The sequence below is a fragment of the Aliivibrio sp. 1S175 genome (assembly GCF_001690985.1).
Lineage (GTDB): Bacteria > Pseudomonadota > Gammaproteobacteria > Enterobacterales > Vibrionaceae > Aliivibrio.
Map to the genome: position 1 here is coordinate 59,611 of NZ_MAJS01000005.1, position 25,726 is coordinate 85,336.

At 36.2% G+C, this 25,726-nt stretch carries 24 protein-coding genes; 7 read left to right on the top strand and 17 right to left on the bottom strand.

The annotated features are described in order from the left end of the window. Positions 1-211: 211 nt before the first annotated feature. The 14 genes from wecA to A6E06_RS01060 form a co-directional block, all read right to left on the bottom strand. A complete protein-coding gene (gene wecA / locus A6E06_RS00995; RefSeq protein ID WP_065594406.1) occupies positions 212-1,303 on the bottom strand; it encodes a UDP-N-acetylglucosamine--undecaprenyl-phosphate N-acetylglucosaminephosphotransferase in 1,092 nt (363 codons plus the stop codon). Between the two features lie 241 nt (positions 1,304-1,544). Beyond that, positions 1,545-2,477, bottom strand: coding sequence for an SIS domain-containing protein (locus A6E06_RS01000; RefSeq protein ID WP_065594407.1), 933 nt, complete (start codon positions 2,475-2,477; stop codon positions 1,545-1,547). 1 nt (position 2,478) lies between these two features. Continuing rightward, positions 2,479-3,231 (bottom strand): 3-deoxy-manno-octulosonate cytidylyltransferase, encoded by a 753-nt coding sequence (gene kdsB / locus A6E06_RS01005; RefSeq protein WP_065594408.1) that lies wholly within the window; start codon positions 3,229-3,231, stop codon positions 2,479-2,481. Positions 3,232-3,233: 2 nt separating this feature from the next. Continuing rightward, on the bottom strand, positions 3,234-3,797 hold the full coding sequence (locus A6E06_RS01010) for an HAD family hydrolase (RefSeq protein ID WP_065594409.1): 564 nt from the start codon (positions 3,795-3,797) through the stop codon (positions 3,234-3,236). Between the two features lie 2 nt (positions 3,798-3,799). Next, the gene (kdsA, locus tag A6E06_RS01015; RefSeq protein WP_065594410.1) at positions 3,800-4,597 is read right to left on the bottom strand and encodes a 3-deoxy-8-phosphooctulonate synthase; all 798 of its coding nucleotides are present in this window, start codon (positions 4,595-4,597) and stop codon (positions 3,800-3,802) included. A gap of 10 nt (positions 4,598-4,607) precedes the next feature. Then, complete coding sequence (locus tag A6E06_RS01020) at positions 4,608-5,633, bottom strand: polysaccharide pyruvyl transferase family protein (protein WP_065594411.1); 1,026 nt, start codon at positions 5,631-5,633, stop codon at positions 4,608-4,610. Positions 5,634-5,638: 5 nt separating this feature from the next. Further along, the gene (locus A6E06_RS01025) at positions 5,639-6,526 is read right to left on the bottom strand and encodes a hypothetical protein (protein ID WP_141676858.1); all 888 of its coding nucleotides are present in this window, start codon (positions 6,524-6,526) and stop codon (positions 5,639-5,641) included. A 20-nt stretch (positions 6,527-6,546) separates the two neighbouring features. Next, positions 6,547-7,656, bottom strand: coding sequence for a glycosyltransferase family 4 protein (locus A6E06_RS01030; RefSeq protein WP_065594413.1), 1,110 nt, complete (start codon positions 7,654-7,656; stop codon positions 6,547-6,549). Between the two features lie 2 nt (positions 7,657-7,658). Continuing rightward, positions 7,659-8,486, bottom strand: coding sequence for a glycosyltransferase (locus A6E06_RS01035; protein ID WP_083190261.1), 828 nt, complete (start codon positions 8,484-8,486; stop codon positions 7,659-7,661). Further along, the gene (locus A6E06_RS01040) at positions 8,468-9,718 is read right to left on the bottom strand and encodes a flippase (protein WP_065594414.1); all 1,251 of its coding nucleotides are present in this window, start codon (positions 9,716-9,718) and stop codon (positions 8,468-8,470) included. The genes A6E06_RS01035 and A6E06_RS01040 overlap by 19 nt, the downstream gene beginning before the upstream one ends. Continuing rightward, entirely contained in the window at positions 9,715-10,638 is a 924-nt protein-coding gene (locus A6E06_RS19490) for an EpsG family protein (RefSeq protein WP_083190262.1), read from the bottom strand. The genes A6E06_RS01040 and A6E06_RS19490 overlap by 4 nt, the downstream gene beginning before the upstream one ends. Positions 10,639-10,895: 257 nt before the next feature. Continuing rightward, the gene (locus tag A6E06_RS01050; RefSeq protein ID WP_065594416.1) at positions 10,896-13,064 is read right to left on the bottom strand and encodes a polysaccharide biosynthesis tyrosine autokinase; all 2,169 of its coding nucleotides are present in this window, start codon (positions 13,062-13,064) and stop codon (positions 10,896-10,898) included. Positions 13,065-13,245: 181 nt separating this feature from the next. Further along, positions 13,246-13,686: a phosphotyrosine protein phosphatase gene (locus A6E06_RS01055; RefSeq protein ID WP_065594417.1), complete on the bottom strand. Its 441-nt coding sequence runs from the start codon at positions 13,684-13,686 to the stop codon at positions 13,246-13,248. Positions 13,687-13,878: 192 nt separating this feature from the next. Then, complete coding sequence (locus A6E06_RS01060) at positions 13,879-15,030, bottom strand: polysaccharide export protein (protein ID WP_065594418.1); 1,152 nt, start codon at positions 15,028-15,030, stop codon at positions 13,879-13,881. 502 nt (positions 15,031-15,532) lie between these two features. On the opposite strand from A6E06_RS01060, the gene A6E06_RS01070 reads away from it, so the two are divergent. From A6E06_RS01070 to A6E06_RS01085, 4 genes are all read left to right on the top strand, one after another. Beyond that, the gene (locus tag A6E06_RS01070; protein ID WP_065594420.1) at positions 15,533-15,784 is read left to right on the top strand and encodes a hypothetical protein; all 252 of its coding nucleotides are present in this window, start codon (positions 15,533-15,535) and stop codon (positions 15,782-15,784) included. Positions 15,785-15,944: 160 nt separating this feature from the next. After that, on the top strand, positions 15,945-16,646 hold the full coding sequence (locus A6E06_RS01075) for a YjbF family lipoprotein (protein ID WP_255312042.1): 702 nt from the start codon (positions 15,945-15,947) through the stop codon (positions 16,644-16,646). A 40-nt stretch (positions 16,647-16,686) separates the two neighbouring features. After that, a complete protein-coding gene (locus A6E06_RS01080; protein WP_065594421.1) occupies positions 16,687-17,469 on the top strand; it encodes a capsule biosynthesis GfcC family protein in 783 nt (260 codons plus the stop codon). Positions 17,470-17,471: 2 nt separating this feature from the next. Further along, the gene (locus A6E06_RS01085) at positions 17,472-19,667 is read left to right on the top strand and encodes a YjbH domain-containing protein (RefSeq protein WP_065594422.1); all 2,196 of its coding nucleotides are present in this window, start codon (positions 17,472-17,474) and stop codon (positions 19,665-19,667) included. Between the two features lie 106 nt (positions 19,668-19,773). Here A6E06_RS01085 and A6E06_RS01090 read toward each other — a convergent pair whose 3' ends face one another. The 3 genes from A6E06_RS01090 to A6E06_RS01100 form a co-directional block, all read right to left on the bottom strand. Then, on the bottom strand, positions 19,774-20,418 hold the full coding sequence (locus A6E06_RS01090) for a TetR/AcrR family transcriptional regulator (protein ID WP_065594423.1): 645 nt from the start codon (positions 20,416-20,418) through the stop codon (positions 19,774-19,776). A gap of 122 nt (positions 20,419-20,540) precedes the next feature. Further along, the gene (locus tag A6E06_RS01095; protein WP_065594424.1) at positions 20,541-20,894 is read right to left on the bottom strand and encodes a four helix bundle protein; all 354 of its coding nucleotides are present in this window, start codon (positions 20,892-20,894) and stop codon (positions 20,541-20,543) included. Positions 20,895-20,979: 85 nt separating this feature from the next. Continuing rightward, positions 20,980-22,416, bottom strand: coding sequence for an MBL fold metallo-hydrolase RNA specificity domain-containing protein (locus A6E06_RS01100; RefSeq protein ID WP_065594425.1), 1,437 nt, complete (start codon positions 22,414-22,416; stop codon positions 20,980-20,982). A 461-nt stretch (positions 22,417-22,877) separates the two neighbouring features. Here A6E06_RS01100 and rfaD point away from each other — a divergent pair, with 461 nt between their 5' ends. The 3 genes from rfaD to waaF all read left to right on the top strand — a co-directional run bounded on the left by rfaD (position 22,878) and on the right by waaF (position 25,714). Next, a complete protein-coding gene (gene rfaD / locus A6E06_RS01105) occupies positions 22,878-23,819 on the top strand; it encodes an ADP-glyceromanno-heptose 6-epimerase (protein ID WP_065594426.1) in 942 nt (313 codons plus the stop codon). Positions 23,820-23,969: 150 nt separating this feature from the next. Continuing rightward, entirely contained in the window at positions 23,970-24,692 is a 723-nt protein-coding gene (locus A6E06_RS01110; RefSeq protein ID WP_065594427.1) for a glycosyltransferase family 25 protein, read from the top strand. Beyond that, the gene (gene waaF / locus A6E06_RS01115) at positions 24,689-25,714 is read left to right on the top strand and encodes a lipopolysaccharide heptosyltransferase II (RefSeq protein WP_065594428.1); all 1,026 of its coding nucleotides are present in this window, start codon (positions 24,689-24,691) and stop codon (positions 25,712-25,714) included. The genes A6E06_RS01110 and waaF overlap by 4 nt, the downstream gene beginning before the upstream one ends. Positions 25,715-25,726: the final 12 nt, after the last annotated feature.

Here is a 25,726-nt window from a genome sequence, read left to right on the forward strand (position 1 = left end):
AGCCAATCAATGACATTGATCATAACCTCATGTATCGGCAAGCACACTAAAGACTGAAATTTATAATTAGAATATGAGAGGTTGAAGTGAGGGTGAGAGGTAAAGGATAAGAAAGGGTAAAACATAAAGAGACAGAAACAAAAAAGCGGAGATAACCTAGCCAGTTATCTCCGCTTTTATATATTCACATTGTAATGACACTTAACGAGAGTTACTTACCGACTTCAGCTTGCAGTCGTACCGACATTCGCTTACCAAACAGTTTATGTACCCATGTAGTAATGCGCCAAATGTATGAGATGGTCATGAAGTAGATAGCAAATAATGCTAAGAAACTAAAGAACATCGTCGATTCACTTACACCGTTTAAATCAGCCCAAATACCAAAAGAAGCACAAAGCAAAGCAACCGTGCAAATAAGGAATAACGTCATGAATGAAGATAACCCTAAACGCTGGCAAATATGATGTAAATGCTCACGGTCTGGTTTGAATGGAGATTGGCCTTTACGTACACGGCGGATCATGATCGTTGCCATGTCCATAAGAGGAACCGCAATTAGCCATAATGCAGTCACGGGTTTAAACGCAATAATCGAAGGCTCTTGTGAACCGCGGATTAGCATCCATACCACCGTAAAACCAATAAACATGCTGCCTGCATCACCCATGAACACTTTAAAACGACGTCCTAACGGGAAGCCAAGATTAAGCATGATATACGGCACGATGGCGACAACAATTAAAGTACATACATGAGCTAAATACTCATTACCACTATAATGGAATACCGTAGCCAACGCAGCAAACGTTACTGATGCTAAACCACCAAGTAAACCATCAATGCCATCAACCATGTTAAATGCATTAATCGCGCCTATCACGCCTAAAATCGTGATGGCCCCACTTGCTGCCGACGATAACATAATGGTTTCACTGCCCATTAAGTAACCTAAGTTATGTAAACTGTGGTTACCACCAAAAATAATAATCAGTGAAATAATAACTTGAACAATTAAACGGATCTTAAAACTGATATCGTAAAAATCATCAAATGCACCTAATACGACAAGCACCGCGGCACAACTTAAGTACATTATCAAATTGTCATCTACTGGAAAGAACAGCAGAAGACCAATACATAACGTAGTAAAAATAGAGATACCGCCAATTAATGGGATAACTCCTTTATGGTGCTTACGTTCATTGGGTTTATCAACCAATCCTACGCGCTTAGCCACTTTGCGCATGATAAATAAACTGACGAATGAAACGAGAAACACAAATAAATATGCGTTAATCATAGATAGCTTCCTATTGGAATGTAATTATTTTAAAAGTATATATAAATGGATGTTGCGTGATACTACATAATTTCTAAGCAGTATATTTAGTCGCACTTTTTCTGTTTGCCCATGTAAGCATACAAATAAAATACGAGTAGAATGAGGTTAAAATTAACGGTATGGAATATATCTATATGACAAAACCCTAATGCCAATAATATTTAGACATTAGGGTTTCTAAGTTGGTTGGTTGGTTGGTTTATTTCTTCAATATCCCTACAATATCATTATTTTCAACAACAATTAATGACGTGATCCCTTTAGTCTCCATCATTTCGTACGCTGTTTGTATATTTGAATCAGAAGAAATAGATGCGGGATTAATTGATGCTATATCTTTTGCCTTTAAATCAAAGACATCCTTACCTTTTAATTCCATCGCACGACGTAAATCACCATCCGTAATTATTGCAAGTTCAGAGCTATCTAAATTGACTAATGTAAGCCCTAAATGACTAGATGAAATTTTATGAATAATCGACGTAAAATCTGCATCTGACTCAGCGATTGGCAAATTATCAGAAAACATCTCATCACGAACTTTAGATAGTAAGCGACGTCCTAAGCTTCCCCCAGGGTGAAAGCGAGCAAAATTTTCAGGTTTAAAATTACGCTCTTCCATTAAAGCAACAGTTAAGGCATCGCCCATTACGAGAGTAGCCGTTGTTGATGACGTTGGTGCTAATTGTAAAGGGCACGCTTCTTTTGGTACTGCAATATCAAGATGACAATGAGAATTAACCGCCAATGTTGATTTTTCTTTTCCTGTGATACCTATAATAAAGTTGCCATTGTCACGTAAAAAAGGCAATAATTTTAATACTTCATCAGTTTCACCTGAATTTGAAATAGCAATAAATACATCTTCTGGCTTAACCATGCCAAGATCACCATGAAAGGCCTCTCCTGGGTGCATGAAGAAACTTGGAGTACCTGTACTAGCAAAAGATGCTGCTATTTTTTTACCGATAATACCTGATTTCCCCATACCACAAATAATAGTACGCCCTTTGGTATTAATTATGGCGTTAATCGCCATTTCAAATTCAGAACCTAATCTTTTTGCCATATAATCCAAACCATCAATTTCAGTTTGAATTACCTCTTTTGCAATATCAATTGAACTAGCCATTTTAATTATTATTCTCTTTCATTATTTTTTTTATATTATTAAAGTCATCAATAGTATCTATTCCATGAGGAACAATACCGTTAAATACTGTAGCTCCAATAGTCATGCCGTGACTTAAAGCTCGCAACTGCTCTAACTTTTCATAATGCTCTAACTCATCTTCAGAATAAGAACAAAATTGTTTTAATGCCGATACACGGTAAGCATAAATACCGATATGCCTTTTTGCTAAAGATAAATCATTAGGGTTATCTCTATTCATAGGAGCGGGAGACCGAGTAAAATAAATTGCTCGACCATGGTTTCCTAGAATTGCTTTGACAACATTTGAATTTGTAAAATCATCTTGATTTGTTAAAGGCACAACAGCTGTCGTGATTTGATAATGAGGATTAGCTAAAGTAAAAGCTGTTATATTTTGAATTAATGAAAAAGGGATCATTGGCTCATCTCCTTGAACATTCAAAACAACCACCTCATCAGACCAAGATTCAATAGCAGCAACTTCATTAATACGATCAGTGCCTGACTGATGTGATAATGACGTTAATACAACGTTGATATCGTAATCTTTTAACGCCTCAATTATCCTTTGATCATCTGTAGCAACAAAAATATTGTCTCTATCAATTCCCGCTTCTTTACAACGCTCTACTACATGCCAAATAACAGGCTTGCCTAACAACATCAAAAGCGGTTTACCTGGTAATCTTGATGACCCATACCTCGCAGGTATAACAACCTTAACATCCATATTTATTGCTCCATGGTAGCGACATCATCACATCGAATTTTATCAAGTAGTGGTTTATAAATATCTCTCAATGGTAAATCTAATTTATTGATTAGTAATAAATCCACAAACTCTCTTACCATTCCCTCTCCACCTTTCAATGTCGAGACCCAATCTGAATCTTCAATAGCTAGGCTGTGTGCATCCACAGGAGCGATTGCAAGGCCTACTTTTTCAAAAATAGGGATATCTAAAACATCATCACCCAAAAACGCAATTTGACTCGGTAAGATATTATATTTCGAACAGATATCGACTAAGGCTGGTAATTTATTCTTACAGCCAGTAATAATTTCATCAAAACCAAGCTGTTTGCATCGAGTATCAAGCGCCGCGCTTGCTTTGCCTGAGATAACACCAACTAAAATATTATGACTACGCAATAACTCTATGGCTAAACCGTCTTTAACATTAAAGGATTTGAAAAATTCGCCATCTTGATTAATAAAAATAGAGCCATCAGTCATCACTCCATCGACATCTAGCAATACCATTTTTATATTTTTACAGACCAGCTTATCTAACATACTTAACTCAATTTTGATTCAATAAAGGCTCTACGATGCACAACCTCATCAATTTCAAGCAAGGTCTCTAACAACTCTTCCATATGCTTTAATGGAAGCATATTTGGTCCATCACATAACGCTTTATCAGGGTTTGGATGTGTCTCCATAAATAAGCCATCAATACCCACAGCAACCGCTGCACGAGCAATAGCAGGAACATGTAAACGGTTACCACCAGTAGACCCATTTAACATACCCGGCATTTGAACACTGTGCGTTGCATCCATAACCACTTTACAACCCGTTTCCTTCATTATGGTTAAACCAGGCATGTAGTTAACTAGTGCCCCAAAACCAAAACTTGTGCCACGGTCACATAACCAAATATCGTCATTACCAACTGCTCTACATTTCTCAACAACAGGAGCCATGTCTGCAGGGTGCATCCATTGACCTTTCTTGATATTTACAGGTAACCCCATAGAAGCAACACGTTGAATAAAGCCAGTTTGACGCACAAGGAACGCCGGTGTTTGTAACACATCAACCACTGATGCTACTTCGTCTAAAGGAGTATCATCATGTACATCTGTAATGATACGAACACCTAATTGATCTTTGGCTTTTTGAAGAATCTTTAATCCTTCTTCAAGACCGGGGCCAGTAAAAGCAGACGCTGATGAGCGATTTGCTTTGGTAAAAGACGACTTAGCAATATATTCAATGCCAAGTTTATTTGTTATTTCTTGTAATTGTGCAAAAGTATCTAAAACTAAACCTTCAGATTCGATAACACATGGACCTGCAATTAAAAACATAAATAAATACCTACTTATCTAATACTTTCTTATAAAACATTTCATATTTAGATTGAATATCATGTAACACTACCTTAATATTATTAATTTCCTCTTTGGAATATGGAAGATATTTGATGTTATTTAAACTTTCTACATTACTAACAATTCTTTCTTTCGATAAACCAAAGTCTTCAATTAATGCCTCTAACTTATGACTATTAGATGTTAATGCTATAAATGGAACCCCACAATTTATAGCAAAGCAAACAGAATGAAACCTACCACTTATAATAAAGTCAACATTGTTAATGGCATTATAATATTTATTATGAAGTGTTATATCCGAATATTGTCTAAAACCTTTAGACCTAAGTTTAGATTTAATTCTGTTATAAGATTTAAGTATAAATTCACTAAAACCAAATCTAGAGAACTTTTCTAATATACTTGAACTACCAGTATTTTCTTCCCAATTACCTTTTCCATAAACTACTGGTGTGAATATTGAGTGCATAGGGCCTTTTTTTGAAAGACGAAATAACTCAATCGATTTTTCAATATTAACACTGCATGTAAACATCCATCTGTTATGAATAATATCTTTACGATGAGCATAATCACCGATAGAATAAAAAGTAAGATCTGGTAATAACTCTACTTCAAGTCCATATGATTCAATTTGTTTTTTACTAAAAGAGTCTCGTACAGATATATGATCAAATGCCTTTAATTGTTCCTTTGTAGCTATAGTCATATCTTGAAACAAAGCATTAACCAATGCTGTTTTTACACCATAAGGTTTACAGAATAATCCAACATCCAACAGGTGTTCGCCTGAATCATGATGAATAGTGCCTTCGCCATTTACTATCACTAGATCTGCTTCTAACATCTTTGCTTTTGTCGCTTCACTTTTTCTCCAATCTAATCCTACGGGAGAAGAAGCTATCACCTGACCTTTATTCGTTTTGATCAATTTACAAAGGTTATTCATGACTCGTGAGCAGCCGTGATGTAATTCGCCACTCGTATCATTAATAATAAAAACTTTCATAAATTCTAACTCTCAGCATTTGCATTTATTAACTTAGTAATTACTTGACTCTTATTAAGATATGAGTCAACCGATGAATCATGATGTATTATCGTTAACATTTCACATTTAATATCTTCAATAATTAACTCCACAGGCATTAAGTTATCAAGGTAAAAAAATTCAACACCTGAATAAATATATGCCACACTTTCTTTACAATAATTAGAACCTGGGTGAGGTTTAAATATTATCACATCATATTCATCAACTTTATTTTTTAAAGATTCGATGCTTAACAATTCATCAAAGAATTTGCTACCAACATAAAGTAATACATTTTTATTTAGATCAATTTGTTCACTACCAAATATACTTCTATATATTTTTAAGCTATCTTGATTGGGACTAAAACCTAATGATATTAACTTTCCTTTATCCGATATGCTTTCCCTTGTTCTTAAGAACCTATCTAAATCATAAACAAAATAATTACGGATAGATTTAGTACTACCTAAGTTGGGTTTAAAAAACAAAAATCTATATAAAAGAACCTTTAGTGGCGTTCTATTTTTATAGTAATCAAATAATGACTCCTCATAAGAAAACTGTCCTTCTTCATATAAAGATATAATATTATTCTTTATATTCATTAAGAAAACAAAAATTGCATCCTTACCATAATCACTATCAAGAAATATATTTGCATTATTAACATTCAAAACTAAATGTAAGTAAGCTTTAATTCTAGAATGATAATAAATCACGTCATCCCAAACAGGATCAAATTCAGACAATCTGTTAAAGAATATATCCGAATTATAAAAATTACCTAAGACTATTAATTTACAATTTTTTAATTTATTAGAAAGAACCAACTGCCTAGCCGTATGATATTGAATAGGCTTACTCACAAAAAACATATTCACTATGATTACTTTAACTCCATAATTTTAATTAAAGACAAACATGCCGTATTCCATGAATAATTATCTATAAGATAAGACCTGCTCTGAGAAAATTTATCTTTTTTAAAACATTCGGAGCTTCTTATATATTTATTAATGTCATCACATGATTGTTTCAATTTATATGGATTGTACCTGATAGCTAATCCAGCATCCTCCAATTCATTTAATAAATTAGTTTCTTCTGAAAGAAAACATTGTTTTCCGTAAGATAAAGCTTCTAACACTGCAATAGGCATACCTTCATATCTTGAAGTTAAAACAAATATATCACATTGCTCTAATACCTGATTTTTATCTATACCAAATACAGGACCATGAAAATTAACCTTGTCAGAAATTGAGGTTTTAAAAATACGCTCTTCTATTAATTTCCGCTCATTCTTCACATCAGACCCGTAGAAATTAAGTGACCAAGAATCATTTGAATTTAAGTTATAAAATTCAAAAAAATCTATAAGCCTATCAATTCCTTTATGCTCTATATCATATCGACCTAAATAACAAAAATTAGTATGGGATGAATTGTCTTTTTTATATTCAAATTTAACATCAGGCACATCGATGCCATTATGAACAATACTAAAATTATCACCTTTATAAATACTAGAATTTCTTTCCATTTCATTTAAAAAAACAATACTTTTTGAAAATCTAAGTAAGTAATTTATTAACCCATAATAAACTATATTTTTTTTGTTAAATCGGCCCTTAAATGCAACTTTATTTAAAGAAGAATGAGGTATCACAAGATAGTTATATCTAAATATAGTAAAAAAAATTAGACACAATATTATCTTTGGTTGAAAAATTCCATGAACAACAAAAAAGCTATCATGATTATTTTTTAAAAAAAACATCATAGATAAAATGCTTTTGGGCTTAACGACTCCTATTTGAGCTTTTTTAAAAAGTTCTTCATTTAACACTTTTTTTTGGGACGATTCATTATGATTAACTTGAAGAATACTACTAAAGCAACCTATTTCTAAGTATTTGCAATGATGATTAACCACAACATCAGTAATTCCATCCCCTTTATGAAACCAAAGGGGTGATATATTTACTATTTTCATTCTTAATTCCTAAAATTCTTATATGCTATTTTTAACAACTTAGGAGGTAAAGAATGAAACACTAATCTTGATATAATTAGGATTAAATTTTTCACACTAAACTGATTTAATTTTAGCATATATTTACTTCTTAGCTTAATCTCACTAATAGCTTTATTTATTCCTTTACGCCTAGATACCGTTTCATCTGACATTCTATATTTAAGGAGTACCTCTGGGAGGTTTCCACAGATCAATTTATGATCTAAAATTTTAAACCAAAGCCCCATATCTTCTGTGAAAGTAGTATTTTCTGGATATCTAATATTACTACTTTCAAAAATACTTTTCCGAAACATAACAGTTGGATGAATAAACGGACATCGAGTAATAGAGTATTTTAAGATATCAGAATGTGTTAAAGGTACTTTTTTAACAGCCAAGGAACTTTCAGAACCAAATTCTGTACAATAAGTACCTACAAGATCAAAATCATTTTCTTTAATATATTTAACCTGTTTTTCAATACGAGTATCGATTGAAATATCATCACTATCCATCCGAGCAATAAACTCTACATCTTTATTTTTTACTACTACTTCAATTAATTGATTAAGAGCAAAAGCTAAACCATTATTCTGATGATTAGATATTATTTTTATATTTTTATTTTCTAATGATAGTTGATATAGATAATTCTCTACGTCACTAGAAACAACACCATCCAAATATATATAAAATATAATATTACTATATGTTTGAATAATAATACTTTCTACAGCACATTTAAGATTCGTCAAATCATCTGAATAATAAACACTCATGATAACAGCTACTTTACTTTTTGACACTTATGCTTCCTTATAAAATAGAACATCAAATTATGTGTAATTTCTCTAGTACTATTAGACAACAAATAATATAAGATATTTATAAAAAATAGAGTTATTAACGTAGCTATTGCAGCTCCCTCTGCCCCATAAGTAGGTATTAATAAAAAGTTTAAAACAACATTCATAACTACACCGATAACGGAACGTTTTAAAATAAGTTTTTGAAGATTATAAACAACTAAATTATTGCTCATATATATTCCAACAAACATTATCGGAATAGTTAATGATAATATATTAAACACAGGAATTGAATCTTTAAACTTATCGTCAAATAAAATAAAAATATAGTCACTTAAAGAATATAAAACTATTGAAATAAACAACCCAAACAAAAGAACAAAATAAAACCACTTTGAAGAATAATATAAAAAGAGTTTTTCATTATTATTTTTCATCTTAATTAACTTAGGATATATATAAGAGACGACTCCCATAGCAAAGATATTAAATGGTTCAGTAAACTTCACACTCAAACCATAAATAGCCAATTCCTTATTATCAATCAAATTTGCCAACATAAATTGATCTATACGATTATAAATACTTGCAATAATTAATGCTATAAATATAGGCCATGATTGTCTCAATGTTTCTTTGGATCTCTTTAACACTTCATCTTTATCACTGGATAATATATTACCCCTCCTTTCATCAGAGCTAATATACTGTATTAGATAACAACATGGTAACTCTAAGGAATAGAATAAAAGAAATATAAACAAATCCGAATAATAAAAAACAAACAACACTCTTAAAAATAAGAAAAATATAAAAACAGAAAGTTTAATATAAAATATTTTTTTAAAATCACCAGATATCTCATTACACCATTCATATTGGTCTAAAGAATAAAAGAAACAAGGTATAATAAGAATAATAATATATAATGAAGTTACATTTCGATCAATGATATAAAATAAAAAACTAATTAAAAGAAAAAAAGAGAACGCACACAGCTTTAACATTAAAGTCGATATTCTAATTAAATCTCTTCGATCATTATTGATATAATCTTTAATATATATATTTTTTATTCCCAACCCAGAACATTGAACAATCATATATAATATTGTCTGTATGTATATAAACAAACCATACTCATTTATAGAAAGAGATTTTGCAATCATTATATTAGATACAAAAGCAAATATTGCAAATGTAAGTTTATCTAAAATAGAATAGATCATATCAAATAAAGAACCAGTTTAGAGATTGATAGGATTAGCAAGAGAAAACCAATAATTCGAGTTTTTTTGACATTCAAAAAATGATTAATCAAAATAGGTTCAAGAAGTAAAAAGAATTGAAACGTTCGTCCAGATAAAACTGCCACACCAGAAGTAACTAAACAAAATGAAATTGTACATAATGATAACAATACAATTGAATCATCAAATAAACTATTTTTAATTTTCCCACCTAAAATTATTAAGTAGAATACCAGTATAATATATATTAAAGATGAAATAGACTTTGATTCTAAATAAAAACTTGAAGCATAATACGAAAATCTAGTATACGGAATTAAAATATTAACAATTAAACCTGAAAAAACCCCACAAAATATCATAGCTAAAAAAAACAACATTTGTTTCATCAAATTATTATTTATAATTAGCTTTGATATTCTTGACTTTACCAAGTCTAAAAAAAGAATTATAAACAACCCGTAATGAAGTAATGGTGAAGGATATTTTAGTAAACGAAGTTTATTTTCTCGAACCGCTAATAATAATATCAAGCACCCTAAAGAGTATCTAACTGTTGTTCCATAAAAATATTCACTCATCAAGAATAAATTAGGCAAACAAAATATAGCCTCTAACCCCCTCCTATATATAATTGATAGTAATATTAATTGAAATATTATCAACACACTCCAAAAATCAACAAAACTAAAATTTAGATAATCTCTAAATATATGGCTAATATATTCATATCCAATTTCATAACTCCAATTTGCATTACGATAATCACTTTGATAATTATCATAATCCGGATTTATCACGCTATCGTAATTTATCCTTGAATAAAAACAAAGAAACAAAATCAATATCGCGGGATATTTTAAAATTCTTACTATAAAGCTTTTGGTTTTTACGTTCATATTTAGTATGTTATTTTCTCAAACAACTGACGATGAATACTATAATCAGGTTGTTTTATTTATCAAATAAAATATACATCATCAAGTTAAAACCATTTTTATTATTGGTATATAAATCATCACCAAAGAAAATAAATGTTAATTTAAAATGATGTAAAGAATAACAGGCATAGGTATAAATATCATAAAAATAATTTTAAATATAGAGAAGCATATGATGATTAAATATAATTATAATAATTCAAATTATTATATAATCATTTTTTATCGCTCTCATAGCTATAGTTATAATAGCCATAGCCATACGTGTTACTTGCTTTCTTCTCTACCGCATTCAAGATAAAACCTTTCACTTCTATCCCTGCTTGCTCGAATCTGTGTCTTGCTACATCAATCTCTTTGATTGAGGTTTGGTCAAAACGCCCCACCATTAATGTCGTACCCGTTAATGCACCAACAATGCTTGGGTCGGTTACTGCGAGAACTGGCGGGGTATCAATAAGAACTAAATCATAGTTGTTTGATGCCCAATCAATAAAATCACTAAAGCGTTTTGTCATTAATAATTCAGATGGGTTTGGTGGGATCTGTCCACGCGTCATTACATCAAGATTTGGTACTTCTGATTTTTGGATTGATTGCTCTAGTGGCAGTTTGCCTGATAGGTAATCCGATAAGCCGTTATCCCACTTCATACCAAAATAGCGTTGCATATAGCCTTTACGCATGTCGGCATCAACCACTAACACTTTCTGGCCTGTTTTTGCAATAACGGCAGCAAAGTTTACTGCCACAAAGGATTTACCAATGTTTGGCGCAGGGCCCGTTATCATCACGACGTTGTTTTTCGCTTCCATCATGGCAAAGTGCATACTGGTGCGTAAGCCACGTAATGCCTCTATAGACAAATCAGCAGGGTTAGATTCGGCTAATAAGGTTTCTAAATGCCTTACTTTCTTTTTGCTATAACGGATATCAAGCTTTTCTTGCCATTTTGATTTAGGAATACTGGCATAAACCGGAATGCCTAATGCTTCAATCTCATCCGGGTTTTCAACCCCGCGATGGAAGGCCGCTTTCAGCAATACAATAGCGACACTCAGCATGCCACCTAATAACGTCGCTAATACCACAATCAGCGGTTTCTTCGGTTTTACTGCTCGCGAATAGGCTTGTGCGGTATCTAAAATACGGACGTTACCAACGGTACCCGCCTTAATGATGCTGAGTTCTTGGCTTTTATTTAACAGTTGAATGTATATCTGTTGGTTTAACTCTACATCACGCTGCATACGTAACACTTCGCGCTGGGTCTTTGGTAATTTTTGCACCTGTAAGTTTAAACGGTCTTTCTCACCTAATAATACTTGGCGCTTATCCAGTAACGATTTGTACGCAGGGTGGTCTTTAGTAAAGCGTTGGCTAATTTCACTTTCTTTAAAGGTCAATTCATTTAATTGGGTTTCTAATTTAACCAATACATCTAATGCCGAGCGCGCTTCTAAGCTTAAATCAACCGATTTACGTTCTAATCGAAAGTCATTTAACACGTTTTCAGAAAGGGTTAATTTGTCTTTTATTGCGGGGATTTGCGTATTCAAAAACGCTAAGCTGTTCTCTGCTTCTGCGCTGTCTCGTGCGATATTTTGTAAGAAATAGTTTTGGCTTACATCATTAATGATGGCTTCAATCTTTGCTTTATTTTCACCTTCAAGAGAAAACTGTAACACGCCCGATTGCTTGCCTTTTTCACTGATAGATAAAGTTTGTTGCAATGTTAGAATGGCATCAAAACGAGACACTTTAGACACACTAAATAGATCACCCGTTTCACCCGTTAGCTGCATCACAAATAAGTGGTAATCGTTATTATCCGCTAACTCTCCCACTTTACCTGTTAATACTTTGCGTTCTTCGGCATCAAATAGGGTGTAGGTTCCTTTTTCTGCATCATCTAACACCAAGGTAAAATTTGGTTCATCTATATATTTTGGAATATCAAAGCGGCTTACGTTAATTGCTTTTCCTTCTCCCATTAAACGAGATAACCCTTTACCAATGATTGGCATGTATTGAGGTGCTGTAATTGTGGTTAAGTTCAGCTTATCAACCGTGTCACCCAAGATCATACGAGACTTTATGATCTCGATCTCTGTGGTTGATGATGATTCAGAAGCGAACATATCGCCCATATCACCAACAAGCGCTGACATGCCTCCGCCAGTTTTTTGTTCTACTTGAACAAGGGCATCGGCTTTATAAATTGGGGTAGATAAAAGAGCAAACGCAATACCTGCAATAGCGAACACAGTAGTAATAGAGATAATTAACCAACGACCATCAATAAGTTGACCGAACAACTTAGCTAAATCGATTTCGTCGGAAGAGGAGGATGACTCTCGGTTGGCGTTGGTAGCTTGTGACATGAACATTCCAATAGTTGTAACTTTAATTAGAGACTAGTTTTTAGGGACTAGGGGCTAGTAAAAGATTAATAAGAGTAAGGGGCTAGTTTTTAGGGACTAGTAAGAACTCGAAGATAAAAGAGTAAAAATAATCGTTTTTTACTCTTCCCTAAATTCTCGTCCTAGCACCTAGAAACTTAATCTATAACTTCTTTGCCCACTCTTGGGCTGCTTTTTCTATTAGTGCATAAGCGTGATCAAACGCTTCACGGCTTTGGCGGTATGGATCGGGAATGTCTTGTTGCCCTATCCACTGTCCAAACAGCATGGTTTTGCTTCTGGCTTCTGGGGCTAAACTGGTTACCGCTTCTTTATGTCCTGCTTCCATTACAAGAATTAAATCGTAATCTCGGCAAACATCACTGGTTAATTGACGCGCTTGGTGTGAATCAATAATCACGCCATGCTCTGCCGCCACCTCTGTTGCCATGGCATCGGCAGGCTTACCGGTTAATCGACTTTTTTCAACCGCGACACCGGCTGAATCAACGGTTTTGTTTGGAAGTAACTGTTTTAATATGTGTTCGCCAGTAGGAGAGCGGCAGATGTTGCCAACGCAGACGACTAAGATTTTATTGAACATGGGTTTTAGATTCGAGGGACTAGGTTTTAGGGACCAGTAAGAGCTTAAAGCAACTTACACAATTTCCGACCTATCCGTCTTTGTTTGAGATTTTAATGAGTTTCGAGGGTTTAGGGACCAGTAAGAGCTAAATTGCTTTTACTCGTCCCTAGTCCCTGATCTTTCTAGCGCCTGCTATTAAAAACTTCGTTTTTATGGCCAATTCTTAACTCGTAATGCGCCTTCTGTTAGCTCATTAAAGCCTGAGATGGTTGGCATTAATTGCATGATTAGACGGTTCCAACGGGTGATTGGTGCTGCGGTAACATAAACGATATCGTAAGGTTTTAAATCAAACTCAGTACCGATGATAAGTGCAGATGCATCTTTAATATTTAATTGATAAATATCAGCCATGCTGGTTGCTTTATCTTCAGGGCTTGATGAACGAATAACAAACACGCCGGTTGCATCGGCTGATAATTCATTAATACCACCAACACTGCTTAGTGCTTCGGTTAGGCTCATGCCTGAACGATCAATTTTAAGTAATTTTGGATCTTTCACTTCACCCATTACAAACACTTTTTGAGTGTCATTACGAGGAACGTGAATAATATCGCCAGATTCTAATAATCGGTTTTGCTTTAAATCACCACGTTGCATTAGCGCATATAAAGACAAGGTCTCTTCTTTGCCATTACGCGTCAACGTGACATTACGCCAATCTGCATCTTCTGCTAACCCACCCGCGCGGTTAATCGCATCGAGTAACGTTAATGGGATATTAGTAATCGCTTGTTGCCCTGGCTTATCAACTTCACCCGTTACATAGGCTTTTTGAGCACGAAATGCTGCAACGTTGACATCTACTTGCGGGCTTTCAATAAACTTGCTCAGTTTCTTTGCAAGAATAGTTCTGATTTCTCTTACGGTTTTCCCTGCAACTTGCACGGTACCAATGTAAGGGTAAAAAATAGTACCGTCAGCATGAACCCAGTTACCCGATTCACTTGAGCTACGGTATGAACCCGCAGGGATGGTTAATTCAGGGTGGTCCCAAATAGTCACATTTAAAATATCACCAGGGCCTACACGGTATTCGTAACTTGCCACTTTCTTTTCAAGTTCAATGTTTGCTTGTGCTGATGCTTGTGTCGTTTGGTATTGCGCCACTTTTTGAGGCGTTAACTCGTAGATATTAACATCGGTAGAATAGTTTTCTTTCGCGTCTTCGCTTTGCTCTTCTTCTACTTTATTTTTATCGGATGTCGACATGTGTGAGCCGGGAAATACAGTACAGCCACTTAACAGCAACAGGAATACGCCAGCGGTTAACGATTGATGTGTTTTACTAATGGGCATGATTTCAACTTAAAGGTAACAAAATTTAAAGACGCTACCGCCCAGAGGTAGTTAGGCACATTCCCTCTCAGCGCGATGATATGTTTTAATAAAAAAGCTATTAAATCTATTTATGTATTTAAATATTTATAAATAAGAATATATTCAACCCACCGATTTAATGATAAAAAAGTCATTAAATCTTAATTTTACAACGCACTTATTAATACGTTAATGCTTAATCTATACTTAAATAAATATTCAATTTATAAGCGCGGCATTATACATAGCAGCCCCTCCCTTTGCGAACATAAATTTCACCAAAATACAATATACAAAACTATCAATAACGAGACTTTGCGCCTCATTTTTGAGATTAAATGGCAGTAATTTTGTTTTATTTTTATAATCGATGTGATTTTTATATTTACCATATAGAACTTGATATGGTACTTTGCTCGAAGTTTGCTCATAAACTGAGTAAATATTCATCACCTAATATAAAATAGATAAGGTTATTCTTATGAAAAAGACTGCTATCGCTCTTATGCTAGCTATGACTGCTGGTTCTGCATTTGCAGCCGCTGAAGCAACAACAACTGCTGCTGCTACTTCAACTTCAGGTACTGCTGCTGGTACTGCTGGCGCTGCAGGTGCTGCTGCTGGTACTGCTACTGTTACTGCTGTCGCTGTCGGTGTTGCTGCAGTAGTTGCTGTTGTTGCTGTTGCTGATTCAGGTTCTGACTCAACGACTACATCTGTAACAACAAACTAATCCACAGATTCTGTTGTGAATATATTAAAACCATCAACTCCGGTTGATGGTTTTTGTGTATTTATAACTTGCGGATCTACGGTTTTTTATCCTAGGTTTGACGTCAACTAACCTTTTAATTTATTTATTTTTACAACACATACGGCAGGGCCTCAGGATCATGTTTTCCTCGATAAATCCTCTACTTATATTTAAAACAATCTCTATCTTACTTATTACAGCGGTACTCTCTGCTTGTACCCAAAAATTCAATGATGTTAATGCTACCCTTGATGAAGCCATTTTTGGTGCGGACGATGTCGCGCTATCTCAGCAAGAAATCACGGAATTACCTTATGCAAGCAGCTTTGTGCGCATTAATGATGGCGCAACACTCTTTATGGTATTGGCGTTTGCAGAGCCAAACCCTAAGACTGGGGTGATGCAGTTAAAGTGGCTTTCTGCAGATAAAGCCATGGTTATTACTGAAAATGGTCGCATAGTAAAAACCCTTGGTTTAGCACAAAAAAACCTTGTTGCTATCACTCCTATCAACCTTCCATCGTTACCTTCATTTGCTTCGATAAACAAAAAACAAACGATTTGGTCTGCTCATTATGATTGGAGGACGGATAACCGTTATTTATTCAATTACCAAGCAACGATTACTCCAATACTAAGAAATAAATCACAATTAAAAACGACGGTGTGGGAGAAAGAAGTCACAGAGATTATAGAGGTGGTCTCTATCCCTTCTTTGGAAGCTTCATTTACCAATCAATATTGGATTGACAGTAAAGACAACGTGGTTAAATCTCATCAATATCTAGGCCCTAATATGGGCAATATTGAAATGACAATCCTAAAACCTTTCTCTTTATAAATTACATTCAATCAATATGTTAGATAAACATGGAGTGATTATGCGTTTCCTTTCTTCTTTATTTATTATTCTTGCACTGTCGGTTTCGGCCTACGGTGTTGCCGCTACTTATGACCCCACATCTGAAGTTAAAAATACGCTAACCGTAACCTTACCTAAACAAGATTTAGAGCTTAATTACAGCCAGCCAATTCGGTTGTCTCAAGTGGCTGTTGATGCAAATACTCATGCTGATTTTTATAATTTAGGCGTGGTATTAGGCGATAAAAACAAACAGAAAAACAGTGAAGATCGTCGAAATGAAGTGATTAACTCGCTATCTTCACTTTCTCGAGAGACATCACTCTTTTCGTCTAAAAATAAATATGCAAAATCTGCGACGCAACTCTCTTTACAATTAGAGAAAACGTCGTTTGTAACTCGTGTTTTTGCGCCATTTGATGCTGATTTACTGCGAATTAATGATAAAGCAAACCCTCTTTTATCTGGTAACTACCAATTATTTTTAGGGGCTCGCCCTATTGGCGTTTCTTTTTTTGGGGCCATTAATTCTGAAAAAAGTCTTGAATTGCCATTAATTGAACACGCTATTATTGATGACTATCTTGAAAATCTGCCCCTTTCTTCTGTTGCAGATACTTCTATTATTTATGTCATTCAACCTAATGGTGAGGTTCAACACACTGAATTTTCAGTATGGCAAAACAAACCGGTGTATTTAGCGCCCGGGGCAATTGTGTTTGTCCCTTTTGCGGATCTCCCTGCTGATTATTCCTCTTTAAATGATTCTATTGTTCAACTGCTTCGTAATAAGGCATTTTAATTATGATGGCTCCTACGTTTTCTCTCTCCCTTATTGCGGGAGTTATTGCCTCTTCTCTTCCTTATTCTGTTTTTGCTAATGAATTTGAACCCGTTACATTATCTACTTCGCAAACGGATTTTGGTGGCGTGGGCTTAATCCAAATGCCTTCTGGTCGTATGGCTCCTGAAGGTGAGTTCAATATTGGCGCAACACTTAATAACGAATACCACCACTACAATGTGTCTTTACAGGTCATGCCATGGTTAGAAACCACCATTCGTTACACCTTGGTGCAAGATTTACTGTATAGCGGTGATGAAAGCTTTAGTGGCAGCACTAAATACACCGATAAAGGCATTGATTTTAAAATCCGCTTACTAGAAGAAAGCCAATGGCTGCCTGAAACATCAATCGGCGTTCGTGATTTTGGTGGCACAGGGTTATTTGATGGTGAGTTTGTTGCCGCAACCAAACGATTCGGCAATCTTGATGTGACGGTGGGTATGGGCTGGGGCTACTTAGGCCAAAGTGGTAATATCACCAATCCTTTCTGTAAAGCCTCGGATAAATTTTGTTCTCGCCAAAGTGATTACAAAGGCAAAGGCGGAAGCGTAGATTTTGAACGTTGGTTTAAAGGCCCGGCGGCTATTTATGGTGGTTTAGAATATCAAACGCCTTATCAGCCACTGCGTTTAAAAGTGGAATATGACAGTAATGACTACAGTCAAGATTTCCCTGTCACTCGCGGTAATATAGACATGACTCAACACACCCCGTGGAACTTTGGGGTTTTGTATGGGTTAGGTGATTGGGGGGATATTAAGGTGAGTTACGAGCGTGGAGATACGCTTACGCTTGGGGTTAATTTAAGTACTAACTTTAATAGCATGAAGGCGATTTGGCGTGATGAGCCTATCGCATCTTATAGTGAATCAACTCATGATTCGATTGATGAGGTTGATTGGAAGCGTGTTAATCAACAGTTGAATGGCAACGCCGGCTATAAAGAAAGTAAAATTTACGCTAACGATGATTCTGTAACGATTATTGCAGAGCAAAATAAATACCGCGATAGCGATGAAGCCCATAATCGTGCTTCTCGTATTTTGGCGAATAACGTTCCTGCAACCATTTCAACTTATCGTATTGTTGAAACTAATCAATCGATGCCGGTTTCTGAAACCCTGATAGATGCGAAGCAGTATAAGAAAGTGGCAAACAATGAATACTTCGATGCGGATATTGCCGATGCAAGTCAAACCGATGAAGTCACTTATTCACCCGTAGACAATGAACTTAAAAGCAATACTCTTGAACGTTGGGATTACTCAATTTCACCAACCTTATCGCAATCTATTGGCAGTGCTGAAAACTTTTATCTTTATGCTATCGGGATTAATACCGCAGGTTCGGTGTGGTTGACGGATAAAGTGCAAGCTTCTGGCAGTGTGTATTTTAATTTGGTTGATAACTACGATAAATTTAATTACATCACACCGCCCGATGGGACTTCTGTTCCTCGTGTTCGTACTATGTTCCGTGCTTATGTCCATGAAAATCCAGTGCGCATGAACAGTCTTCAATTAACTTGGTTTGAAGAATACGGTTCTGGCTTTTACAGCCAAGTGTATGCGGGTTATTTAGAAAGTATGTTTGGTGGTATTGGCTCTGAAGTGATGTACCGTCCACTGAATTCAAATTGGGCATTCGGCGTTGATGCAACTTATATTAAACAACGTACACCGGGTGATTGGTTTGGTTTTTACGAACAAGACCAGCAAGACGGTGGAGAATATGGTCGAGATTATACGGTTGTTTCAAGTGGTATGACGGGGTTTGCCACCGCTTACTATGCCCCACAATGGACTTTCTTAAAGAATACATTACTTAAAGTGGGCGTTGGTCAATTCTTGGCTGGCGATAAAGGAACTCGTGTCGATTTCTCTAAACAGTTTGATTCTGGCGTGATCGCCGGTGCGTATGCAAGCTTTACGGATTTATCAGCTGAGGAGTTTGGTGAAGGCAGTTACACCAAAGGATTCTATATTTCGATCCCGTTCGACATCATGACGGTGAAACCAAGTAAGAACCGTGCGAACTTTAACTGGCAACCTCTGACTCGCGATGGCGGACAGATGCTAAATAAAGAGCATGAGTTGTATGATCTGACAGATGAGAGATCGCCGTGGTTTACGAGAGAATCAAAAGTTAGATAAGAACTAGAAACTATACGCTTCCCAACCTCCCCTTATATCAATAAAGGGGAGGAGCCCAGAGCATCACCTCTGAACTCTGCAAGGGAGCTTGCGACCGAACTGAACTCTATAACCTGCCCTTATAATGCGCTTCTAATTCTAATATCTGCACTCTACCCTGCGCTGTGGCCATTGGTCTCACGACATTTAGCATTTGTAACATGCCTTGATAAACCACCGCTTCTGTTATTTCTTTATCTGACAATTGTGCGGTTTGGTAACTTATCCAGCATGACGATACTAAGTGTAATGTCTTAGTTAGTGCGAGTAATTCATCATCTTCAAGCGCAATAAGGCCGGACGTTCTAAATCCGTTCATGATACTAATAAGGTTATCGTTTAGAGATTCTTGTGCTTTGGTGTATTTTTCTTTTAATCCCGTATCTCTGCTTAAAATATCGGGTAAATTGGCGTAAAAGAAACGGTAGTTCCACATCAAGACAAAAATAGAATCAAGGTAACTAAGCATGATCTGCGCGCTTGGCATGACTGATGGTTCGTTTTCTGCCATTGGTTGAAATCGTGTTTTTAGTTCTTGTGCGTAATTATCAAAGATGCCATTGATGATCTCTTCTTTATTACGGAAATGGTAATACAGATTACCAGGGCTTATTTCAAGATGCGCGGCGATATGGTTGGTGGTGATGTTACGTTCACCATTTTTATTGAAGAGTTCTAAGGCACCGTGAATGATCCTGTCTTTTGTTTTCATGGAAGCGTGCGCCTTATGTTAATGGTTTGACTTAAGAAATGTCGATACTGAAGTATAGCGGAAATGTTAATTAGGATGAAGAGTTCAGATCGCTGCGCTTGCAGAATTCAGAGGTATTCGCTTTAATTCTTCAGCACTGCTTTCTTATTTTTAGACAACTGAGAGATAATAGCTAAAATCTCTTTAGTTTCATTTATCAATTCTAAGCCTTTCTGTTTTTCTATGTATCCTATTTCTATCCCTATAAATAACTGTGTTATTAATTCAGCGGCAGAACCTTGAGAATAATTCAAAAATCGTATTTGCTCTTTTACACCGCTTCTTTCTTCTCCCTCAGCAATATTCGATGGTACAGATAACCCTGAACGTGTTATTTGATCTCTAAACCCATAATCTTTAATACTTGAAGTGGCCTTGTAAATTTCACAAGATAAACGACAAGCCCTTTTCCAAACTTTCAACTTCTCACAACGCATATATATCCTTACTATTATTGAACAATCTAATAACTACCCCCTCTGAATTCTGCAAGCGCAGCGATCTGAACTCTTATTTCCCTAACTAGCGCAGCGTATAGTTTCTAGTCTCCAGCACCCTCTCAAACTCCTCGCGCACGTTATCTTCACCATGTACAACAACCACTTCTTTTCTTCCCTCCTCAATCCCATCAACAAACTTAATCAAATCTGCCTGATCGGCATGAGCTGAATAGCCTGACATAGTATGGATTTGTGCATTTACTTCGACGGGTTGATTATCTATCCAGACGGTTGATTTTTGATTTTGGAGATCTCGGCCTAAAGTACCGTGGGCTTGGTAACCTGCGAGGATAATGTCGGTGCGTTTATCTGGTAATAAGGCTTCTAAGTAATTCATTACTCGGCCTCCGGCGCACATGCCGCTGGCGGCGACAATGATGCAAGGCTCTGCGGTACTTTTTAGGCGATTAACGACTTGAATATGTTCTTTATGGCTTTCTATGGTGATGCATTGTTCAAAGTTTAGTGGGTGACGTTGATTGTTTAGCTTGGTCTTGGCTTCTTTACTCCACAATTTTTTAAAGCGGCGGTATTGCTTGGTGACTCTGTTAGCGAGTGGAGAATCTAAGATAATGGGGATGTTTGAGTCAATTTTGTGGTGATGGATTAAGTGCTCGATATCAAACAACAGCTCTTGAGTTCGACCTACTGAGAATGCGGGAATGATGATTGCACCGCCATCGTCTAAGGAACGTTCTATGATCTGTTGCAAGCGCTTAGCTCTGGTTTCTACGCTGTCGTGAAGTTTATTGCCGTAAGTGCTTTCTATTACTAGTAAGTCGGCACGTTTAGGTGAAATTGGATCAGGTAATAATGGGGTATTGGATGGACCAAGATCGCCAGAGAATACAACGATTTCATTATTGGGGAGTTTGATTTCGACGTAAGCGGAGCCGAGGATATGGCCAGCGGGTTGGAATCTTAAGAGCAGGTATGAGGGGCTAGTTTTTAGGGACGAGGAAGAGCGTAAAGAGCGAGATTTAGAAGAAAGAGGGATTCGGTGCCATTGGTTGTATGGGATGGGTTTTATTTGTTTTCTTATTAATTCTAATACTCTTGCTCTTTGGCCTTTGTTTAATCCTAGTTGCAGCTTTAATCCATCATCTAACATTAGCGGGACAAGCTCGGCCGTTGCTGGAGTACAGTAAATGGGTTGCTTGAACCCTTTTGCTAATAACCAAGGTAAGCGCCCAATATGGTCGATGTGAGTATGAGTAAGAATTAGCGCTTTTAGGTGTGAAATAGGAAATTCAATATCGAGTTTTTTGTCGTTGCCGTTCTTATCTTTCGCATCTCTTCCTTGAAATAGACCACAATCAATCAGTATGCTTTGGTTGTTGCCGTTGTTATTAATGCAAAGCTCGTGGCAAGAGCCGGTAACGCCAAGTTTTCCACCGTGATGTTTTAGGTTTATTTCAAAATTTGTGGTTTGGGTTGAGTGTTTTTGGGGTGTTGGCATGGGTGATCCTTTTTTGGTTTTAGATCTTAGGGTTCAGATCGGTCGCAGGCTCCCTTGCAGGATTCAGAGGTGATCGTTGTTATTACAGCGTCAAAGACTGTTCTCCCCCTTTACCGCTGTATGTATGAAAGTAATAAAGTCAATACAAGGGGGAGTTAGAGGGGGTTGTATTCCATCTACAATAGAAGAAAAAGAAAACAATCAACTAAAGATCTGAAGAAATTGCGAGCATATTCAAAATTATTTATTAACAACCCCTCCTAACCTCCCCTTATGTCAACATCATCAATTTCAATAACTTATCAATCAAGGGGAGGAACGGTATTGCGATCGTTGAAACTACAACGATCACCTCTGAATCCTGCAAGCGAAGCGTCCTGAAACCTGCTCTACCGCCGTAGCGCCTGCACTTCTTCTCTGCTACAATTCAAGCAATTATCTTAATAAATCGTGGTATCAAAATGATCATTGTAACTGGCGGCGCTGGCATGATTGGCAGCAACATTGTTAAATCTTTAAATGACAAAGGCTTCAACGATATTTTAGTGGTTGATAACCTTAAAGACGGTAAAAAATTCAAGAACCTAGTTGATCTTGATATCACTGATTACATGGATAAAGAAGACTTCATTACGCAAATTATGGCGGGTGATGATTTTGGTTCTATTGACGCTATTTTCCATGAAGGCGCTTGCTCTGCAACGACAGAATGGGACGGAAAATACATGATGATGAACAACTATGAATACTCTAAAGAAGTACTTCATTTTTGTATCGAACGTGAAATTCCATTCTTATACGCATCATCTGCGGCAACGTATGGCGAGACAGATACATTCATAGAAGAGCGTGAGTACGAAGGCGCATTAAACGTTTATGGGTATTCTAAACAGCAGTTTGATAACTATGTTCGTCGTCTATGGGCGGATGCTGAAGCACACGGTGAAACCGTATCTCAAATTACCGGTTTCCGTTACTTCAATGTATATGGTCCTCGTGAACAGCATAAAGGCTCAATGGCTTCTGTTGCTTTTCATTTAAATAACCAAATGAACGCTGGCGATAATCCGAAATTGTTTGAAGGCAGTGACGAATTTAAACGTGATTTCGTTTACGTAGGCGATGTGGCTGCGGTTAATCTTTGGTTCTTAGAAAATGGCGTATCAGGTATTTATAACTGTGGTACTGGCCGTGCTGAACCATTCCGCGCAGTTGCTGATGCCGTAATTAAGCACCATGGTAAAGGGGAAATGGAAACTATCCCGTTCCCTGACCATCTAAAAGGGGCTTACCAAGAGTTTACTCAAGCCGATTTAACTAAGTTACGCGCTGCAGGTTGTGATGTTGAGTTTAAGTCAGTAGCCGATGGTATTGCTGAGTATATGACGATTGTGAATAAGTAGAAACTATACGCTTCGCTAACTAGAGACTAGACCGCTTCGCTCCTATAAGAGCGAAGTACTGATGCTGATAGATTTTGTTATCAATCAGTAATGCACGCTCTTCTAGTTTCTAGTTTCTAGTTTCCAAAATTGTTCTGGTAGATAAATTATATGAAAGTATTTGTTGTCAGTTTAAAACGTTCAGTTGATCGTCGAGAGCGTATTCAAACACATTTAGATGCTCTTGATATCTCTTTTGAATTTTTTGATGCGATTGATGGCTCAGTTGAAGACTTTCAATATTCTGATCATGCTCGACCTCTTACGACAAAAAAACACAAAGGTTACACATTAAAAGCTAATGAAGTCGCTTGTTTTGCCAGTCATTATGGTTTGTGGAAAAAAAGTATTGAATTAAACGAGTCTATTGTGATCATCGAAGATAATGTCGATCCAATATCCAAAGCAAAAGAACTGATTGAGTTAAGCTTTCAATACATAAATAAATACGGTTATATTAAATTATCAGCAACACAGAAGTCTCAATTCACAAATATTGTAAATCTAACACCTGAATTTCAACTTGGTGGTTATGAGAGAAAAACCTGTGGCACAACAGCGTATATTGTTAGCCCTAAAGTCGCTCAACGCTTTGTAGATAATGCTCACGAATTTTTAGAACCTGTTGATGATTATATGGAAAAACCTTGGCGACATCAGGTACAAACCTATAGTGTCTCACCAGATCTATTTACTCGTGCTGATATATCATCCACCATTGGCTCCACACGTAAAAATAAAAATGGTATTTCTCTATTCAATAAAGCTTACATTGAATTATTTCGTACCTATGAATCACTAATGAAAAGTTTGCATTGGAAAAATAAAGAATGAAAATCCTAATTATTGGTCCATCATGGGTAGGTGACATGGTGATGTCTCAATCACTGTATATCACATTAAAACAACTGTACCCCGAGGCAACTATCGATGTTATGGCCCCTGCTTGGTGTAAACCTATTCTAGAGAGAATGCCTGAGGTTAACCAAGCAATAGAAATGCCTCTTGGTCACGGTGATTTTAATCTTCTAGGCCGAAGGGCTCTTGGTAAAGAATTAAAAAATGATAATTACACGCACGCTTATATTTGCCCCAACTCTGCCAAATCAGCATTAATTCCGTGGTTTGCAGGTATCCCAGTTCGAACTGGTTGGAAAGGCGAAATGCGTTATGGTTTATTAAACGATTTGCGTCCAAATAAAAAATCATTTCAATACATGGTTGAACGCTACGTTGCGTTAGCCCATCCTAAATCAAAAATGATTGATTCAAGCTCGTTAGGTGGATTAGATAATCTACCACGCCCTAAGCTTGCGATTGATACTGAGGTCCAGCAAGCCACGTTAACTAAGTTCTCTCTATCGACGGAAAAGCCTGTCCTTGGTTTATGTCCTGGTGCGGAATTTGGCCCGGCAAAACAGTGGCCTGTTGAGCACTATGCAGCTGTAGCGAATGAGATGATTAATCGTGGCCATCAAGTATGGCTATTTGGATCTGCTAAAGATAAAGAAACAACTGAGACAATTAAGTCTTTAGTCGGTTCTGACAATCAAAAATCAGTATTTAACCTAGCTGGAGATACAAGCTTAATTGAAGCGGTTGATTTACTTGCCGCTTGCAAAACCGTTGTTAGTAATGATTCAGGTTTAATGCATGTTGCCGCTGCTGTAGGTTGTCACGTAGTTGGTGTTTACGGCTCTACTTCACCAAAGTACACCCCGCCATTAGCAGAAAAAGTTGATATCGTTGGAACTGATATTGAGTGTCGACCTTGCTTTAAACGAGAATGTCCTCTTGGTCATTTGAAGTGCTTGAAAGAGTTAGACCCTAAATTAGTTTTGACTAAATTAAACTGAATTGAAGAATAA

Excerpts from the sequence above, each read along its gene's own strand:
- wecA (WP_065594406.1), bottom strand. The coding sequence starts at position 1,303 with ATGATTAACGCATATTTATTTGTGTTTCTCGTTTCATTCGTCAGTTTA.
- A6E06_RS01000 (WP_065594407.1), bottom strand. The coding sequence starts at position 2,477 with ATGGCTAGTTCAATTGATATTGCAAAAGAGGTAATTCAAACTGAAATT.
- kdsB (WP_065594408.1), bottom strand. The coding sequence starts at position 3,231 with ATGGATGTTAAGGTTGTTATACCTGCGAGGTATGGGTCATCAAGATTA.
- A6E06_RS01010 (WP_065594409.1), bottom strand. The coding sequence starts at position 3,797 with ATGTTAGATAAGCTGGTCTGTAAAAATATAAAAATGGTATTGCTAGAT.
- kdsA (WP_065594410.1), bottom strand. The coding sequence starts at position 4,597 with ATGTTTTTAATTGCAGGTCCATGTGTTATCGAATCTGAAGGTTTAGTT.
- A6E06_RS01020 (WP_065594411.1), bottom strand. The coding sequence starts at position 5,633 with ATGAAAGTTTTTATTATTAATGATACGAGTGGCGAATTACATCACGGC.
- A6E06_RS01030 (WP_065594413.1), bottom strand. The coding sequence starts at position 7,656 with ATGAAAATAGTAAATATATCACCCCTTTGGTTTCATAAAGGGGATGGA.
- A6E06_RS01040 (WP_065594414.1), bottom strand. The coding sequence starts at position 9,718 with ATGATCTATTCTATTTTAGATAAACTTACATTTGCAATATTTGCTTTT.
- A6E06_RS19490 (WP_083190262.1), bottom strand. The coding sequence starts at position 10,638 with ATGAACGTAAAAACCAAAAGCTTTATAGTAAGAATTTTAAAATATCCC.
- A6E06_RS01050 (WP_065594416.1), bottom strand. The coding sequence starts at position 13,064 with ATGTCACAAGCTACCAACGCCAACCGAGAGTCATCCTCCTCTTCCGAC.
- A6E06_RS01055 (WP_065594417.1), bottom strand. The coding sequence starts at position 13,686 with ATGTTCAATAAAATCTTAGTCGTCTGCGTTGGCAACATCTGCCGCTCT.
- A6E06_RS01060 (WP_065594418.1), bottom strand. The coding sequence starts at position 15,030 with ATGCCCATTAGTAAAACACATCAATCGTTAACCGCTGGCGTATTCCTG.
- A6E06_RS01070 (WP_065594420.1), top strand. The coding sequence starts at position 15,533 with ATGAAAAAGACTGCTATCGCTCTTATGCTAGCTATGACTGCTGGTTCT.
- A6E06_RS01075 (WP_255312042.1), top strand. The coding sequence starts at position 15,945 with ATGTTTTCCTCGATAAATCCTCTACTTATATTTAAAACAATCTCTATC.
- A6E06_RS01080 (WP_065594421.1), top strand. The coding sequence starts at position 16,687 with ATGCGTTTCCTTTCTTCTTTATTTATTATTCTTGCACTGTCGGTTTCG.
- A6E06_RS01085 (WP_065594422.1), top strand. The coding sequence starts at position 17,472 with ATGATGGCTCCTACGTTTTCTCTCTCCCTTATTGCGGGAGTTATTGCC.
- A6E06_RS01090 (WP_065594423.1), bottom strand. The coding sequence starts at position 20,418 with ATGAAAACAAAAGACAGGATCATTCACGGTGCCTTAGAACTCTTCAAT.
- A6E06_RS01095 (WP_065594424.1), bottom strand. The coding sequence starts at position 20,894 with ATGCGTTGTGAGAAGTTGAAAGTTTGGAAAAGGGCTTGTCGTTTATCT.
- A6E06_RS01100 (WP_065594425.1), bottom strand. The coding sequence starts at position 22,416 with ATGCCAACACCCCAAAAACACTCAACCCAAACCACAAATTTTGAAATA.
- rfaD (WP_065594426.1), top strand. The coding sequence starts at position 22,878 with ATGATCATTGTAACTGGCGGCGCTGGCATGATTGGCAGCAACATTGTT.
- A6E06_RS01110 (WP_065594427.1), top strand. The coding sequence starts at position 23,970 with ATGAAAGTATTTGTTGTCAGTTTAAAACGTTCAGTTGATCGTCGAGAG.
- waaF (WP_065594428.1), top strand. The coding sequence starts at position 24,689 with ATGAAAATCCTAATTATTGGTCCATCATGGGTAGGTGACATGGTGATG.